Source organism: Cryobacterium algoritolerans (assembly GCF_004402785.1).
GTDB classification, from domain to species: domain Bacteria; phylum Actinomycetota; class Actinomycetes; order Actinomycetales; family Microbacteriaceae; genus Cryobacterium; species Cryobacterium algoritolerans.
The window spans coordinates 36953-53641 of the sequence record NZ_SOFP01000072.1; the positions used below are offsets into that span (position 1 = coordinate 36953).

General features: G+C 68.3%; 16 protein-coding genes. 14 read left to right on the forward strand and 2 right to left on the reverse strand.

Annotated features, from left to right (window positions below):
- Positions 1-4 precede the first annotated feature (4 nt).
- The 6 genes from E3O19_RS14735 (at position 5) to E3O19_RS14760 (ending at position 4267) form a co-directional block, all read left to right on the forward strand.
- Entirely contained in the window at positions 5-532 is a 528-nt protein-coding gene (locus E3O19_RS14735) for a MarR family winged helix-turn-helix transcriptional regulator (RefSeq protein ID WP_134568818.1), read from the forward strand.
- A 34-nt stretch (positions 533-566) separates the two neighbouring features.
- A complete protein-coding gene (locus E3O19_RS14740) occupies positions 567-1094 on the forward strand; it encodes an adenine phosphoribosyltransferase (protein WP_134568820.1) in 528 nt (175 codons plus the stop codon).
- 72 nt (positions 1095-1166) lie between these two features.
- Complete coding sequence (locus E3O19_RS14745; RefSeq protein WP_134568822.1) at positions 1167-2141, forward strand: SDR family NAD(P)-dependent oxidoreductase; 975 nt, start codon at positions 1167-1169, stop codon at positions 2139-2141.
- Positions 2142-2481: 340 nt separating this feature from the next.
- The gene (locus E3O19_RS14750; protein WP_134568823.1) at positions 2482-3039 is read left to right on the forward strand and encodes a hypothetical protein; all 558 of its coding nucleotides are present in this window, start codon (positions 2482-2484) and stop codon (positions 3037-3039) included.
- 242 nt (positions 3040-3281) lie between these two features.
- Positions 3282-3770, forward strand: coding sequence for an NUDIX domain-containing protein (locus E3O19_RS14755; RefSeq protein WP_134568825.1), 489 nt, complete (start codon positions 3282-3284; stop codon positions 3768-3770).
- Entirely contained in the window at positions 3767-4267 is a 501-nt protein-coding gene (locus E3O19_RS14760; RefSeq protein ID WP_134568827.1) for a hypothetical protein, read from the forward strand. Before E3O19_RS14755 ends, E3O19_RS14760 begins: the two co-directional genes overlap by 4 nt.
- 10 nt (positions 4268-4277) lie before the next feature.
- Here E3O19_RS14760 and E3O19_RS14765 read toward each other — a convergent pair whose 3' ends face one another.
- Positions 4278-6764: an ATP-dependent DNA ligase gene (locus E3O19_RS14765; protein ID WP_134568829.1), complete on the reverse strand. Its 2487-nt coding sequence runs from the start codon at positions 6762-6764 to the stop codon at positions 4278-4280.
- Positions 6765-6832: 68 nt separating this feature from the next.
- Here E3O19_RS14765 and ku point away from each other — a divergent pair, with 68 nt between their 5' ends.
- The 5 genes from ku to E3O19_RS14790 all read left to right on the forward strand — a co-directional run bounded on the left by ku (position 6833) and on the right by E3O19_RS14790 (position 10290).
- Positions 6833-7708: a non-homologous end joining protein Ku gene (ku, locus tag E3O19_RS14770; RefSeq protein ID WP_134568831.1), complete on the forward strand. Its 876-nt coding sequence runs from the start codon at positions 6833-6835 to the stop codon at positions 7706-7708.
- 49 nt (positions 7709-7757) lie between these two features.
- Positions 7758-8375 (forward strand): CDP-alcohol phosphatidyltransferase family protein, encoded by a 618-nt coding sequence (locus E3O19_RS14775; protein WP_277613038.1) that lies wholly within the window; start codon positions 7758-7760, stop codon positions 8373-8375.
- Positions 8376-8460: 85 nt separating this feature from the next.
- Positions 8461-8874: an FHA domain-containing protein gene (locus E3O19_RS14780; protein ID WP_134568937.1), complete on the forward strand. Its 414-nt coding sequence runs from the start codon at positions 8461-8463 to the stop codon at positions 8872-8874.
- Positions 8874-9572, forward strand: coding sequence for a transcriptional regulator FtsR (gene ftsR / locus E3O19_RS14785; protein ID WP_134568835.1), 699 nt, complete (start codon positions 8874-8876; stop codon positions 9570-9572). The genes E3O19_RS14780 and ftsR overlap by 1 nt, the downstream gene beginning before the upstream one ends.
- 166 nt (positions 9573-9738) lie before the next feature.
- Positions 9739-10290, forward strand: a complete 552-nt coding sequence (locus tag E3O19_RS14790) for a MerR family transcriptional regulator (protein WP_134508499.1) — start codon at positions 9739-9741, stop codon at positions 10288-10290.
- A 143-nt stretch (positions 10291-10433) separates the two neighbouring features.
- On the opposite strand, the gene E3O19_RS14795 is transcribed toward E3O19_RS14790, so the two are convergent.
- The gene (locus E3O19_RS14795) at positions 10434-11240 is read right to left on the reverse strand and encodes a ParA family protein (RefSeq protein ID WP_134508497.1); all 807 of its coding nucleotides are present in this window, start codon (positions 11238-11240) and stop codon (positions 10434-10436) included.
- A gap of 77 nt (positions 11241-11317) precedes the next feature.
- Between E3O19_RS14795 and E3O19_RS14800 the strand changes: the two genes are divergently transcribed.
- The 3 genes from E3O19_RS14800 (at position 11318) to E3O19_RS14810 (ending at position 16681) form a co-directional block, all read left to right on the forward strand.
- A complete protein-coding gene (locus tag E3O19_RS14800; protein WP_134568837.1) occupies positions 11318-14722 on the forward strand; it encodes a pyruvate carboxylase in 3405 nt (1134 codons plus the stop codon).
- A gap of 84 nt (positions 14723-14806) precedes the next feature.
- The gene (locus E3O19_RS14805; protein ID WP_241981398.1) at positions 14807-16090 is read left to right on the forward strand and encodes a MinD/ParA family ATP-binding protein; all 1284 of its coding nucleotides are present in this window, start codon (positions 14807-14809) and stop codon (positions 16088-16090) included.
- 99 nt (positions 16091-16189) lie between these two features.
- Positions 16190-16681 carry a peptide deformylase gene (locus tag E3O19_RS14810; RefSeq protein ID WP_134568839.1) on the forward strand — a complete coding sequence of 164 codons (492 nt, stop codon included), beginning with the start codon at positions 16190-16192 and terminating at the stop codon, positions 16679-16681.
- The last annotated feature ends 8 nt before the right edge of the window (positions 16682-16689 follow it).

A 16689-nucleotide genomic window follows, 5' to 3' on the forward strand; every position in this document is an offset into this window, starting at 1 on the left:
GGGGATGTCATCACCAGCAGCAGCCTCGCCACCGGCGGGCTCCTACTGGAACGGCATGGACGGGGAGGGGCCCGACACCGCCATCGCCGTGTTGAAGGCGGTTCGCGATTTCCGCAGGATCGATGCGGCCATGCGCCGGCGCACCCAGGCCGCGCTCGCGATCAACGAGACGGACCTGCTCGCCATTCGCCACCTGATCAAGGCCGAGCGAGCGGGGGAGTCGATCGGTCCGACGGAGCTGAGCGCCCGTCTCGGGATCACCTCGGCCGCCACGGCCAAGCTCCTTGCGAGACTGGCGAGCACCGGTCACATCAGCCGCGAACCCCACGCCGTCGATCGAAGAGCCCAGATCGTGCACGCCACACCGCGGGCCCACCAGGAGCTCACCCGGGCGCTTGGCGCGGTGCACCAGCGAATGATCGACGTCGCCGAGGACCTCAGCATCGCCGATCGACGCGCCGTCGTCTGCTTCCTGGACGCGATGGGTACGGCCATGACCGGTGGCGACACTGCCAGGGCCAAGAGGTCTTAGAGCTCGCCCGGTCGGCATCGCCTACGCTGAATCAGTGCCAACTCCCGCAGCAGCCCATGTCAACACCCTCCTCGCCTCCTACCCGGACTTCCCGAAGCCGGGCATCCTGTTCCGCGATCTGAACCCCGTCTTCGCCGATGCCGCCGCGTTCCGCTCCCTCATCGATGAGCTGGCCGGCCGGTTTGCGGGGAAGTTCGACGCCGTTGCCGGTATCGAGGCGCGCGGCTTCCTGCTTGCCGCGGCCGTCGGCTATGCGGCCGACGTCGCCGTGCTCGCCGTGCGCAAGGGCGGCAAACTGCCCGGCGCCGTCCTGAGCGAGGAATACGACCTGGAATACGGGTCGGCCTGCCTCGAACTCGAAATCGGCCAGCTCGCTCCGGGGTCACGGGTTCTCGTCCTGGACGACGTGCTGGCCACGGGCGGCACGATCGCCGCGACCTCCCGCCTGATCGGACGCGCCGGATACGCCCTGGCCGGCGTGGGCGTGGTGCTCGAACTCACCGACCTCGACGGCCGCAGCCGGCTCGGCGACGCCGCGGTGCACACCATCGTTGCTCTCTGATCTGATCTGATCTGATCTGATCCGATCTGATCTGATCTGATCTGGCCGGCCGCCGGCCGTTACGCTGGAACGATGACGACGACAGCGCAACACAGGCTCCCTTCCGGCTTCGGGCCGGGCACCACCGCGGCCGAGGTCCTCGACGGGATCGACCTGGCCGGTCGCACCGCGATCGTCACCGGTGGGTATTCCGGCCTCGGCATCGAGACGGTCTCAGCCCTCGTCGGTGCCGGTGCGCGTGTGATCGTTCCCGCTCGCCGTCCCGAGGTGGCCAGGGCAGCCCTCGACGCGCGCGGCCTGGGCGCCGTTGCCGTCGATGAGCTGGACCTGTCGGACCTGGCCGGCGTGCGCGCCTTCGCCGACCGTTTCCTGGCCACCGGTCGCAGCGTCGACATCCTGATCAACAACGCGGCGATCATGGCGGCTCCGGAGGCCAGGGTCGGTGACGGCTGGGAATCCCAGTTCGCGACCAACCACCTGGGCCACTACGCGCTCACGAACCTGCTCTGGCCTGCGCTCGTCGCTAACGGCGGGGCCAGGGTCGTTGCACTCTCGTCCACCGGGCACAAGCTGTCCGGGATCCGTTTCGACGACCCTCAGTTCAGCACCGGCTACGACAAATGGGTGGCGTACGGCCAGGCCAAGACGGCCAACAGCCTGTTCGCGGTGCAGCTCGACCTCCTCGGCGCCCCCCTGGGCGTGCGGGCGTTCGCCGTGCACCCCGGCGGCATCATGACCGAACTCCAGCGCCACCTGCCCAAAGCGGAGATGGTCGCGTCGGGCTGGATGACCGAGGACGGCGTCGTCAACCCGCGGTTCAAGTCCCCCGCGCAGGGGGCAGCGACCTCGACCTGGGCGGCGACGTCGCCCCTCCTCCTCGGCCGGGGCGGCGTGTATTGCGAGGACTGTGACATCGCCGAAGCGACCGTACCGGACGGGCCTGACGCCCGCGTGTCCGGGGTGAACGTGCACGCCATCGATCCGGATGCCGCAGCCTGGCTCTGGGCCTACTCCGCGCGCCTCACCGGCGTCAACGCGTTCGCCTGAGCCGAGCGGTCCTCGCGCATCAGCAGACGCCTCACCGGCCGGGCGCCCGCCCTGGATGCGTCGGGCTGGAGAGGGGCAACCGTCGCTCCGGCGCCGAGGGAGTCCATCCGTGAACCCAGGGAACCGCCCGGTTGGAAGGCCAGGAGTGACCGGGTCAGCTCAGGGAAGGCTGCTTCCCCTGCTTCCCTTACTGCTGCCCTCTGCGAGCCGGTGTCCCCTTTGATGCCGACTGTGGTCGACCGGGGCAACTGCTAGCTTGGCGGCAGACGGCCTCGGTCGCCCGGCAGACGATCCTGCATGAACGGGATGGAGGAGCTGCCCCAGCACGGGGGATCCAGCCATGCACATCACCTGCCCTTATTGCCATTCGAACGCGAACCTCGCCCCGAATCCCGACCACGAGCTCCGGGCTGCCCTGCCCCTCTACGTACTGGACTGCACGGGCTGCTCCCAGACCACCGTGCGCCACGAGAACCAGGAACACCTGGTCGCGGCCCTCGTCGGCAATCGCCACGGAAACGGCAGCCACGAACTGACCGTCTCCGCGGACGCGATCGGCCACACCAGTTTTCATACCGACCCGACGGGGCGCACCACCCCGAGCATCGGCTACTCGGAACTGCTGGAGTATGTCACCTGCCGGATCAGTGCCGCCGACACGTTCAGCCTCATGCTCCACACCGTCGAAATGGGTCCCCGCTACCTGTCGCCGGAGGGAGGGGTCCCGTATCAGGCCGTTCGCGGCTGGGTGGTGACGAATGGGGAGATCCACGCACTGACCGGGCAGGAGGTCTGGGAGGCATCCTGCCGCGATTCCGCCTCGGGCCTGCCGCTCGACCCGGAAGGCGGTATTCATTACGTCGACGCGGACGACATCCCCCGGCCGTACCCGTGGTGACTCGCAAACCGGCGCGCTGGCTCCAACCCGCTGATTCCGGCGCGTGACCGGGCTGAACGAAGAGTCGTGTCGGCCGTGATGTCTCAGGGCTTTGTGACGTCTCAGGGCTTTGTGACGTTTCAAGGGCTTTGTGACGTTTCAAGGGCTTTGTGACGTTTCAAGGGCTTTGTGACGTTTCAAGGGCTTTGTGACGTTTCAAGGGCTTTGTGACGTTTAACGGCTCCGTGACGCATGCTGGTGAGATGAGCGGTAACGGCGACACCTGGGTCTACGGCCCCGACGGCCGAAAGTTCTGGGGGCGCTTCGGCGCGGCCGGTCTCCTCGTCCACCACCTGGAGCTGGGCGTGCTCCTGCAGCACCGCGCGGTCTGGAGCCACCAGGGCGACACCTGGGGGGTACCCGGGGGAGCGCGGCACGAGCACGAGACCGCGCTCGAGGCCGCCCTGCGCGAGGCACGCGAGGAGGCCGGGGTGCCGGCCGACCTGGTCAGCGTGCAATTCAGTTCGGTGCTCGACCTCGGCTTCTGGTCGTACACCACCGTGGTCGTTCGAGCGACCCGGCGTTTCGAACCGGTGATCAGCGACGGGGAGAGCATCGCCCTCCGCTGGGTGCCGACAGGCGAGGTCGGCGCGCTCCCGCTGCATCCGGGATTCGCCGCGGCCTGGCCGGGGCTGCTGCTGCGGCTCGGCCAGCACCCGGCAACGACTAGCGTTGTTCCGGAGGCACCATGAACCTGGAACCCATGTTTCTCGCCGTCGACCGGGTCGCGGGAGGGCGGAGCGTCGACTATACGATCCCGCCGGCAATGCGAGACCACCCGCGCACCCGGCGCGCCTTCGTCGCCATCGCCTGGCTGCTCGCGGCCGAACTCGTGCTCGGCGCGGCGGCCGTGATTGTGGCGGTCATGCTCGCCCTCGGCGGCGCCGCGCTGCCCTTCTCGGTCTGGATGCGCACCTTCGTGGTGCTCGCGATGACGCTCACGCTGTTCTACTTCGCCTGGCGCGCCCGGAAGGGCTACTACTGGGCCTACTCCCGTCTGAGGCTGTTCAGCAAGATCTTCCCTGTGATCACGCTGGTCCTGGCCGCGATCCCCGGGCTCTACCCGTTCTGGATGGTCACCGAACAAATCCTGTTCAGCCTGATCATGATCGGCGTAGCCGACTACCTCTCCTCCGACCACATGAGGGATGCCTTCCCCAAGCGGCCCAGGGTGCCGCGCCGCTCCTGACCGCGTCGGGCTACCCGGGGTTTTCCCCGGCCACGTCGGCGGGCGCCTTGTCCGCCCGCCAGCCTCGCCAGACGGGGTGCCGGAGTCGCTTCGCCTCGGTCCACTCCGCGAACACCACCTCGGCGACGAGGAGCGGCCGTACCCAGTGCGCATCCGCGGCGTCGGCCGCGGGGACCTCGGCGAACGGGCTCACCGCCGCGCCGATCGGCCGCAGCCGGTCCAGGATCTGGTCCAGGTCGCGATCCCGGAACCCCGTACCGACCCGGCCGATGTAGGTGAGTGCGCCACCGTCCGGGATGCCGACCAGCAGTGATCCGATCGAGCCGGCCCGGTGGCCCTTCCCGGGGCGCCACCCGCCGACCACGACCTCCTGGGTCGGATGGTGCTTGATCTTGATCCAGGATCTGGACCTGCGCCCCGGTTCGTAGCGGCCGTCCAGTCGTTTGGCCACGATGCCCTCCAGACCGAGCTCCCGGCTCGCCCGGATCGCAGCCGTCGCATCACCGTCAAACGAAGGCGGCACCTGGATCCGACCGTCGCCGCTCACCACCTGGTCCAGGATGCCGCGGCGCACCGAGTACGGCTGCCGGGTCAGGTCCTGCCCATCCCGCTCGACCAGGTCGAAGACGAGGTAGCTCACCGGCGTCGTGACCGCCCGGTTCGCCAGCAGGCCGAAGCTCGGCCGGCCGGCGTCGTTGAGTGCGACGACCTCGCCGTCGAGCACCGCTGATCCGGCCGTGATCGCGGCCGGCAGCGCGCACACGAGGGCAGGGTAGGCAGCCGTCAGGTCATGGCCGTTCCGGCTGGCCAGGCGCACCGTTGTGGTGGGGCCGACCGCCCTGACGTGGGCGAGCACCCGGATACCGTCCCATTTCATCTCGAAGGCCCACTCCGTGCCGGGCATCCCGGCCAGGTTGTCCTCCGTGCCGAGCGCGGCGAGCATGGGGGAGTAGCGGATGCCTCCGGCGGGCGGGGCAGGGTAGGGCAGGGCCGGTGCGCCCTGGGCCCTGTCGACACCTGGCCGGGCCGCCCCTGCCCGACCGGGCGTCGCGGTCGCCTTCATCAGGTGGATGAGCCAGTTGTTCTCGGCGCGGTCCGGCCCCTTCGTCTGGATCAGGGCGAACCGCACCGCCCCGCCGAGGCTCCCGCCCGGCGCGCCGTGCAGGGTGACTATCACCTCGTCGGTACGCCACTTCTCCAGGTCGTAACGGCCGCTGTCCCAGATCCTGACCGTGCCCGCGCCGTATTCCCCGGCCGGAATGTCCCCTTCGAACGTGCCGTACTCTAGCGGGTGGTCCTCGGTGCGCACGGCGAGATGGTTCTTCGTCGGCTCGGTCGGAACGCCCCGCGGCAGCGCCCACGACGCCAGCACCCCGTCGTGCTCGAGGCGCAGGTCGTAGTGCAGGTTGCGGGCGTGGTGCTCCTGGATCACGAAGGAGCGGCCCTCCCATGAACCGGTGGCCTCTGCCGGCACCGGTTCCGGAGTTCGGGTACCGTTGCGCCTGCTCCGGTATTCGGCCAGCCGGTCGGTTGCCCCTGGGCCTGGGCCCGGGTCCGCCGCGGCGCCGGGGGCTGCCCGGATACCGGGGTGGGCGGTGAGCAGGTCAGCCAGAGCGTCGCCGTTCCGCTCCACCCGGTGCATCGCCTGGCGATAGTCGATCTGGGCGAGGCCGGGGGAGGCCAGCTCGCGCCAGGTGCGGGGCATGGCAACCATCGGGCGCGTTGTGCCGCGAAGGGAGTACGGCGCGATCGTGGTCTTGGCGGCGTTGTTCTGGCTCCAGTCCACGAAGACCCGGCCGGTGCGCCTGGCCTTCTTCATGTCGCTGACCACGAGGTCGGGATGGTCGGCTTCGAGGGCGCGCGCCAATTCATGCGCGACCGCGGACACTTGGTCGGAGGTGTGGCTGAGATTCAGCGCCGCGTACAGATGGATGCCCTTGCTTCCGCTGGTCACCGGAAACGGGTCCAGGTCCATGTCGCGGAGGATGGCCCTGGCCAGCCTGGCCACCTCCGCGCATTCGGCGAGGGTGACGCCCTCGCCGGGGTCGAGGTCGAGCACGAGCCGATCCGGGTTGCGAGGGTGCCCATCCCGGCCGAACTGCCACTGCGGGACATGGATTTCGAGGGCCGCGACCTGGCCGAGCCAGGTCAACGTTGCCAGGTCGTTGACCAGCGGATACACGTTGACGTGGTCGGAATGCTCGATCGACCGTCGTACCACCCAACTCGGCGTCGACGCGTCGAGGTTCTTCTGGAAGAACATGGGGCCGGGCTCCGCTGCGGTGCCGACGCCGTGCACCCAGCGCTTCCTCGTCGCCGGTCGGTTGGCGGCATGGGGGATCAGCACGTCGGCAACGGCCGCATAGTAGGCGAGCACGTCCGCCTTGGTCGTGCCGGTCTCCGGGTAGAGCACCTTGTCGAGGCTGGTGAGCGTGATCCGATGGCCGCCGACCGTGACGACCTGGCCGGCGGCCGAACGGTCCGGTCCCTGGTTCATGACACCAGCATGCCCCCACGCTCCGGCCGCGGCTAGCCTGCCGCGTTCAACCGGTGTTCACTGGCGGCATGAGATCGATCTGGAAGGGCGCGATCACCTTCGGACTCGTCAATGTGCCCGTCAAGGTCTACAGCGCCACCGAGGACCACGACGTCGCCCTGCACCAGGTGCACGACAAGGACGGCGGGCGAATCCGCTACCAGCGCCGCTGCGAGATCTGCGGCCAGGTCGTGGACTACGCCCACATCGACAAGGCCTGGGACGACGGCGACCATACGGTGATCCTCACCGACGCCGATCTGTCCTCGATGCCGGCCGAGCGGAGCCGCGAGATCGACGTGGTCGAATTCGTGCCGAGCGAGCAACTCGACCCGATGATCTTCGAGCGCAGCTACTACCTCGAACCGGATGGTTCATCGCCGAAGGCCTATGTGCTGCTGCGGCACGCGCTGCAGGCGACCGACCGCACCGCGATCGTGCGGTTCGCCTTGCGCCAGAAGACCCGGCTCGGCGCTCTCCGCGTGCGCGGCGACGTGCTCCTGCTGCAGTCCCTGCTCTGGGCGGACGAGATCAGGGCGGCGGATTTCCCCGCGCTGGGCACTGAGGTGCGCATTTCGGCCCAGGAGCTTGACCTGTCGGCCGCACTGGTCGAATCGTTCGCCGCCGACTTCTCGCCCGGCGATTTCCGGGACGACTACCAGGACCAGCTGCGGGAGCTGATCGAGGCGAAGCTCGCGGCCGGCGACACGGTCGACACCAGCGTCACCTTCGGCCGCGCGCCGGGGGAGGGCGCGGACGAAACGGACGGCGGCGGGGGAGTGCTCGACCTGATGGAGGCGCTCCGTCGCAGCGTGGAGCGCAGCCGCGCCAGGACCGAAGCGGGCAGCCGCAGACGGCCGGGGCGAGGCGACTCGGCTCCCCGCACCGGCGCATCCGCGGGCTGACGGGATGGCGCGCTCCGGTCCGTGGAGCGCCTCGATAGACTCGGGAATTGTGAGCGCGGCAGAGGAACGACAGGTCAGTTCGAGGGTGGTCACGCTGCCCAACCTCCTGAGCATGCTGCGGCTGGCCCTGGTTCCCGTCTTCCTCGTCCTGCTGATCCGCGGCGAGGATTCCTGGGCCTTGCTCGTGCTTGTCGTGGCCTCCGCCTCCGACTTCCTCGACGGGTTCCTCGCCCGGCGGTTCGACCAGGTCACCCGGCTCGGCCAACTGCTCGACCCTGCGGCCGATCGCCTCTACATTTTCGCGGCCTTGCTCGGGCTCGCCTCCCGCGACCTCGTTCCCTGGTGGATCGTGCTCGTCGTCGTCGGCCGGGATGTCTTCCTCCTCGGCCTCGGAGTCGTCCTGGCCAACTTCGGTTTCGGGCCTCTCCCCGTGCACCAGCTCGGCAAGCTCGCCACCTTCTGCCTGTTCTACGCGCTCCCCATGATCATGCTCGGCCAGGCTTTCCCGATGCTGGCCTGGTGGTCTGGTCCGGTGGGTTGGGCATTCGGGATCTGGGGAGCCTTTCTGTACTGGTGGGCGGGGATAATCTACGCAATAGAAGCCGCCAGGGTGATTCGGCTTTCGCGGGTAAAATCGTCCTCTCGATCCGATACGCTGGAGGAGTAGGAGGTGTACGGTGATTGATTCCAAAAAGACGAATGAACCCCAGCGCGAGGGCACGCCCGAAAACTTCGCCAACACCGACACGACGATGACGTTCAGCCAGGAGTTCGCGGCCCAGCTGGCCGCCCTCGACGGCGATGTCACGGCGGAGGAGCAAGAGGCCATCGCGGCGCTCCCCTCCAGGTCGGCACTGCTCGTGGTGCGTCGCGGACCGAATTCGGGGGCGCGATTCCTGTTGGATGCCGACGTCACCGCCGTCGGCCGCCACCCCAATGCTGACATCTTCCTCGACGACGTCACCGTCTCACGTCGGCACGCTGAGTTCCTCCGCCGCGGTCGCACGTTCGAGGTGAAAGACCTCGCTTCGCTCAACGGCACCTACTTCGACGGCGTCCGGATCGATTCGACGCTGCTGCACGACGGCGCCGAGGTCCAGGTCGGCAAGTTCCGGCTGACGTTCTACGCCTCGCGGCTCGACCTTTCGCCACTGGCGAGCGACTAGTGCCCGCGTCCTCCGCCCAGGCAAGGCAGCCGGGCGCGACGTCACTCTTGAGCATCGGACAGGTGTTGGCCCGGCTGACCCCTGAGTTCCCGGAACTCACGCCATCCAAGCTGCGTTTCCTCGAGGAACAGAAACTCGTCTCCCCGGCCCGGACCGAGTCCGGTTACCGCAAGTTCTGCGCGGTGGACCTGGACCGCCTGCGGTTGATCCTGTCGATGCAGCGCGACCACTACCTTCCGCTGAAGGTCATTCGCGGCTACCTCGAAGACATCGACAACGGCCTCACCCCTACCCTTCCCGGCGGGGTGACCCCCGGCCCCTCCATGCTCTCGAACGTGCGCCGGTTGAGCAGGGACGAACTCCTGCGCGAGGCCGGGGCCGCCGCCACGCTGCTGCACGACGCCGTTTCCGCCTCGATCATCCTCCCGGCGGACGTCTACGGAGACGACGCGCTCGGCGTGCTTCGTGCCCTGGTGGAGTTGCAGCGCAGCGGCATCGAGCCGAGGCACCTTCGTGGTTTCCGGGGCGCCGCTGAGCGGGAACTCGGCCTGATCGAAAGCGCCCTGGTTCCGCTGTCGCGTCGGAAAGACGCCTCCAGCCGTGCGAAAGCCGCCGAAATGGCGGTCGAAATCGCCGGCCAGCTCGAGGTGATTCGCGGCAGCCTGATCCGGTCCGCCCTCGGGCGCCTCACCAAATAAGACATACACTGGGGACCGACGCCGGTCCCCGCCGCAGTCGACCCGAGGTTTCCTTGCATCCGACACGCTGATTTGTTCGGTCGGATGTCATTGATCAGGGCCGTTCGCCTCGGTAGCGTTGATACAGCGATCATCGGTATCGCAGACACCCCCGAGAGGCGATCGTATGAGTGAGCTCAACCAGCGTGACGACGCCTCCCGCTACGGACTCGGACTTCTCTTCACCGACGGGATGCCGGAGCTCGACGAGCATTCCGGTTACCGCGGTGCCGTGGCCGCCAGGGCCGCCGGCATCAGCTACCGCCAGCTCGACTACTGGGCCCGCACCGAACTGGTCCAGCCGACGGTGCGTGGCGCCGCCGGATCGGGTTCCCAGCGTCTCTACGGTTTCCGGGACATCCTGGTGCTCAAACTCGTCAAACGCCTGCTTGACACCGGCATCTCGCTCCAGCAGATCCGCACCGCCGTCAACCAGCTGCGCGAATCGGGAGTGAGCGACCTGGCCCAGACCACGCTGATGAGCGACGGCGCGAGCGTCTACCTGTGCACGTCCAACGACGAGGTCATCGATCTCGTCAGCCGCGGGCAGGGTGTCTTCGGCATCGCCGTCGGCAAGGTGCTCCGTGAGGTCGAGACCAGTCTCGTCGAGCTGGACACCCAGACCATCGACCCGTCCGACGAGCTCGCCGCGCGCCGGACCAGCCGCAAGGTCTCCTGACCGCTCCTGCGCTGCCAGTCACGCGCCGCCGCTACTGCGCTGCCAGTCACGCGCCGCCGCTCCTGCGCTGCCAGTCACGCGCCGCCGCTCCTGCGCTGCCAGTCACGCGCCGACCCACCGAGCACGTCCGTGCCGAGAGTCGGCTAGTGCTGTTCGGCGTATTCGCCGATGCGCGCGGTGCGGAGCACCCGTTCCAGCAGCTGATCGAAGTAGCGGGCCATCTCCTGGGCGCTGTCGCCCGGCCAGGTGTGCAATGGCTTCGCGGCGCCCTGCGCCTGCTGGAGCGACGTGCGCTCAGGCAACTGGGGGCTGAGTACGAGCGGGCCGAACATGTCGCGGAGTTCCTTGATCCGGAACTGGTGCTCGAGCGAGGCAGTCCTGGCCCGGTTGACGATGATGCCGAGGGGCTGGAGTCGTGGGCTCAGACCGCGGCGGATCTCTTCGATCGCCCGCAGTGCCCGGTCCGCCGCCGCGACGGAGAACAAACCAGGCTCGGTGACCACGGCGACGCGGTCGCTGGCGGCCCAGGCGGTGCGGGTGAGGGCGTTGAGCGAGGGTGCACAGTCGATCAGGACGAGGTCGTAGTCCTTCTCGACCGTTGACAATGCCTCTTCCAGCTTCCAGATATCACGGATGCTGGGGTGCGGTCCGTCGAAATTGATCGCGGACGGGCTGCCGATCATCACGTCGATCGTTCCCTGCCGGCCGCGGGTCCACCCGCTGGGCACGATGGCAGCGCGAACGACCTTCTCCTTAGGGGACGCGAGGACGTCGGCGATGTTGAGGTGGCCGGTCACCTCGATGTCCATGCCGGTCGAGACATCCGACTGGGGATCAATGTCCACAACCAGGGTTCGTACGCCGCGGGCGAAGGCAGCAGACGCCAGACCAAGGGTCACCGTGGTCTTGCCTACTCCTCCCTTGAGGGAGCTAACGCTTAGTACGTGCACAAGTAGACACGTTACCTTCACTAGTCTGGGAGAACCTAACCGTCAGCTGTGTGCGACGCCACGCTCGAAAGGTCTGCATGTTCACGAAAATTCTTGTTGCCAACCGCGGGGAAATCGCGATTCGTGCGTTTCGTGCGGCCTATGAGCTCGGTGCCAAAACGGTAGCGGTGTTCCCCTTCGAGGACCGGAACTCCCTCCACCGGCTGAAGGCCGACGAGGCGTACCAGATCGGTGAGCCCGGGCATCCGGTGCGTGCGTACCTCACCGTGAGCGAGATCATCCGGGTAGCGAAGGAGAGCGGCGCCGACGCCATCTACCCCGGCTACGGGTTCCTCTCCGAGAACCCCGAACTGGCCCGCGCAGCCCGCGAAGCAGGCATCACCTTCATCGGCCCGGGCGAGCACGTGCTGGAAATGGCCGGCAACAAGGTCACCGCCAAGGAACACGCGATCGCGGCCGGCGTGCCGGTGCTGGGGTCCAGTGCGCCGTCGCGCGACGTCGACGAGTTGATCGCCGCGGCCGAGGCCATCGGCTTCCCCATCTTCGCGAAGGCCGTCGCCGGCGGTGGGGGGCGCGGCATGCGCCGGGTCGCCAAGATGAGCGAACTCCGCGGCTCCCTCGAAGAGGCGATGCGGGAGGCCAACAGCGCCTTCGGCGACCCGACCATGTTCCTCGAGCAGGCCGTGCTGCGACCCCGTCACATTGAGGTGCAGATCCTGGCCGACACGACCGGCGCCACCGTGCACCTGTTCGAGCGCGACTGTTCGGTGCAGCGCAGACACCAGAAGGTCATCGAGATCGCCCCGGCGCCCAACCTCTCCGACGAGATCCGCCAGCGCCTCTACGCGGACGCCATCGCCTTCGCCGAGTCGATCGGCTATGTCAACGCCGGAACGGTCGAGTTCCTCCTCGACACCGTCGGCGAACGGGCCGGGCAGCACGTGTTCATCGAAATGAACCCGCGGATCCAGGTCGAGCACACGGTCACCGAGGAGGTGACGGATGTCGACATCGTCGTCGCGCAGATCCGGATCGCCGCGGGGGAGACCCTCGCCGACCTCGGCCTGGCCCAGGATAAGATCCAGCTTCGCGGGGCCGCCCTGCAGTGCCGGATCACCACGGAAGACCCCACCATGGGCTTCCGGCCCGACACCGGCAAGATCACCACCTACCGCTCTCCCGGCGGCGCCGGCGTGCGCCTCGACGGCGGAACCATCAACCCCGGCGCGCAGATCAGCCCGCACTTCGACTCGATGCTCGCCAAGCTCACCTGCCGTGGCCGTGACTTCACGTCCGCGGTGACCCGATCAAAGCGCGCCCTGGCCGAGTTCCGCATCCGCGGGGTGTCGACGAATGTGTCCTTCCTGCAGGCTGTGCTCGACGACCCCGACTTCGCCGCCGGTAACCTGAGCACCTCCTTCATCGATGAGCGACCGGAGCTGCTCCGCGGCCGGGCCTCGAAGGACCGCGGCACAAAGATCTTGAACTGGCTCGCCGACGTCACGGTCAACAAGCCCAACGGCGTGCCGATCACCCTGCTGAACCCGGCCGAGAAGCTACCGAAGCTCGACCTGTCCGTTGCGGCCCCGGTAGGTTCACGCCAGCGTCTCCAACTGCTCGGCCCGGTGGGCTTCGCCGCCGACCTGCGCGCGCAAAAGGCCCTCGCCGTCACCGACACGACCTTCCGCGACGCGCACCAGTCGCTGCTGGCGACGAGGGTGCGCACCCGCGACCTCGTCGCGGTCGCCCCCTACGTGGCACGGATGACCCCCGAGCTGCTCTCGATCGAGGCCTGGGGTGGAGCCACCTACGACGTGGCGTTGCGCTTCCTCGGCGAAGACCCGTGGGAACGCCTCGCGTCGCTTCGCGAGGCCCTGCCGAACATCAACGTGCAGATGCTGCTCCGCGGCCGCAACACCGTCGGTTACACGCCGTACCCGGTCGAGGTGACCCACGCCTTCGTGCGTGAGGCCTCTGACACCGGCGTCGACATCTTCCGGATCTTCGACGCGCTCAACGACGTGTCCCAGATGCGCCCGGCGATCGACGCGGTGCTCGCGACCGGCACGAGCGTGGCCGAAGTGGCCCTCTGCTACACGGGCGACCTGCTCGACCCGGCCGAGAGCCTGTACACGCTCGACTACTACCTGCGGCTCGCGGAGCAGATCGTGGATTCCGGCGCGCACATCATCGCGATCAAGGACATGGCCGGGCTGCTCCGCCCGGCGGCCGCCGAGAAGCTCGTGGCGGCCCTCCGCGACCGGTTCGAGCTGCCGGTGCACGTGCACACGCACGACACGCCGGGCGGGCAGCTGGCGACCCTGCTCGCCGCCGCGCGCGCCGGCGCCGACGCGGTCGACGTCGCAAGCGCCCCGATGGCCGGCACCACCAGTCAGCCCTCCGCCTCCTCGCTCGTCGCCGCGCTCGCCCACACCGAACGCGACACGGGAATCTCGTTGAAGGCAGTCTGCGACCTCGAGCCGTATTGGGAGGACGTGCGCCGGGTCTACCACCCCTTCGAATCGGGCCTCCGCGCTCCGACCGGCCGGGTCTACACCCATGAGATCCCCGGCGGCCAGCTCTCCAACCTGCGCACCCAGGCGGTCGCGCTGGGCCTGGCCGACGACTTCGAACTGATCGAGGACATGTACGCCGCGGCGAACAACATCCTCGGCCGAGTGCCGAAGGTCACCCCCTCGTCGAAGGTCGTCGGCGACCTCGCCCTCTACCTCGCCGCGGTGCGCGCCGACCCGGCAGATTTCGCCGAGAACCCCGGCAACTATGACGTGCCGGACTCGGTGATCGGCTTCATGGCCGGGGAACTGGGCGACCTGCCCGGAGGCTGGCCCGAACCTTTCCGCAGCAAGGTGCTCGCCGGGCGCAACATCCGTATCGGGGTCACCGAGCTCACCGCTGAGGAACGCGACGCCCTCGGCAAGGATAGTCTCACCCGCCGGGCGATGCTCAACCAGCTGCTCTTCCCGGCGCCGACGCGCCAGTATGAGCAGATCCGCGAGCTGTTCGGGGACCTGTCGGTGCTCGACACCGTCGACTACCTCAACGGCCTCCAGCAAGGCACGGAGCACGCCGTCGAGATCGCCAGGGGTGTGCGGCTGTACGTGGGCCTCGAAGCAATCAGCGAGGCAGACGACAAGGGTATGCGCACCGTCATGACGACGCTCAACGGGCAGCTCCGCCCGGTGTTCGTGCGCGACCGCAGCATCACCGTCAGCACCAAGGCGGCGGAGAAGGCGGATGCGAACCGGCCGGGCCAGGTTGCCGCCCCGTTCTCCGGGGTGGTCACCCTGCAGGTCGAGGAGGGTGACACCATCGAGGCCGGACAGAGCGTGGCGTCCATCGAAGCGATGAAGATGGAAGCGGCGATCACCTCTCCCATCAGCGGTGTCGTCGACCGGGTCGCGATTCCCAAAACCCAGCAGGTGGATGCGGGCGATCTGCTCGTGGTGGTGCGACCGCGCTAGGATTGGGGCCGATCTATCGACGAAGGGACGGGTCTTTTGTCAGATAAGCGCACGGGCGACGAGGTCTCCGGCCAGGAACCCTCCATGACGCCGGGCACAGTTCCCGGTGACGAGTACAACAGCGAATTGCCGCCGCACACGATTCACAACCTGGCGGCTGCGCTTCCGGGCAGCCTGAACGGTCGAGCGGACGCGTCGTTGTCCGCTCGACCGGCGGCAAACGAACGGGCCGGCCGCTCCGGCCGGCCCGGGACAGTGGACACCGGTGCGCACCCGGCCACGCACACGGTCGAGATCAGCACGCCGGGGATTCCCCGCGCCGCCCGGCCGGCGCCGGGCGTCGTCGTCGCCCTGTCGGCCCCGGCCGCGGACGCCGCCGCGCACTCCCGTCGTGAGCGCCTGCGCACGGAGAACGGGTCGGCGCCTGAGTCGGCGGCGATGCTCACCTCCGACCGCCTGCTCGCGGTCAACCGTAAGACCAAACCGCCGCCCCACGGCACCTGGAACAGCTTCGTCTACGCGGCGACCCTGCACCTGGTGAACCTCGGCGATTCGGCGAAGGTGCGCGCCCACGACGCGATGGACGAGCGCATCCGCCGGGAATTCGAGGGCGGCACCCGGTTCGTGCCGATCCTCACCCGCAAGGGTGGCGTGGGCAAGACCACCGTCACCGCCCTGCTCGGCATGGCCCTGGCCGACGCCCGCGAAGATCGGATCATCGCCGTCGACGCGAATCCCGACCGTGGCACGCTCTCCGAACGGGTCAGCAAACAGACCAGGTCGACTGTGCGGGACGTGGTGTCGAAGGCCGCGTCGATCGGAGGCTTCACCGACTTCTCAGCGCTGGTCTCCCGCGACGCCACCCGGCTGGACATCCTCGCCTCCGACACCGACCCGTTGCTCTCCGAAGCGTTCGACGAGAACGACTACAACGTCGTCGCCGACCTTGCCGCCCGGTACTACTCCATCATGCTCACCGACTGCGGCACAGGGATCGTTCACTCGGTCATGCGCGCCACCCTGCAGCGCGCGGACTCGATCGTCATTGTCTCCGGCGGCAGCGTCGACGAGGCTCGCCTTGCCTCCGAGACCCTGACCTGGCTGGAGGCCAACGGTTACGGAGACCTGGTGCAGAACGCCATCGTCGCCCTCAACACGGCGACTGCGGGCACCAACCTGGTCAAGCTCGAGGAAATCGAGTCGCATTTCCGTTCGAGGGTGCGCGAGATCGTGCGGATCCCGTATGACCCGCAGCTGGCCGCCGGGAGCGTCATCTCCTACAACGACCTCAAGCCCATCACCCAGCTTGCGGCCAGGACCCTTGCGGCACTCGTGGTGGAGGGCCTGCCGGCCGACCGGGCGATCTGAACCGAGCGCACCGAGCGCACCGGCACCTACCAGCGCCGGCACCACCAGCGCCACCGTCACCGCGGCAATCACCGCACGAACAGACTTGGAGTCTTCCCTGTGCCCGAGCGCCAGATCCGACTATTCGGAGATCCCGTACTCAAGACCGTCTCCGACCCGATCGGCATCATCGATGCCCGGGTGCGGGGTCTCGTCGACGACCTGGTTGACAGCGTACGTCTCCCCGGCCGGGCCGGCGTTGCCGCGTCGCAGATCGGCGTCAATCTGCGGGCCTTCAGCTACAACGTCGACGGCGAAATCGGCTACATCCTCAACCCGGTCGTCGTCGAGGTGACCGGCGAGCCCGTGCTGGTTGAGGAGGGCTGCCTGTCGGTGCCCGGCCTCTGGTACCCGACCAGTCGCTTCCCCTTCGCACGCGTCTCCGGCATCGACCTGGAGGGGAACCCGGTCGAACTGTCCGGGACCGGCATCATGGCGCAGGCGCTGCAGCACGAGACCGATCACCTGGACGGTTTGCTATACCTCGACCGGCTCGACAAGGAGAATCGGCGGGCCGCCATGAAGGAGATCCGGCAGTCCACCTGGTTCTGACCCGTGCG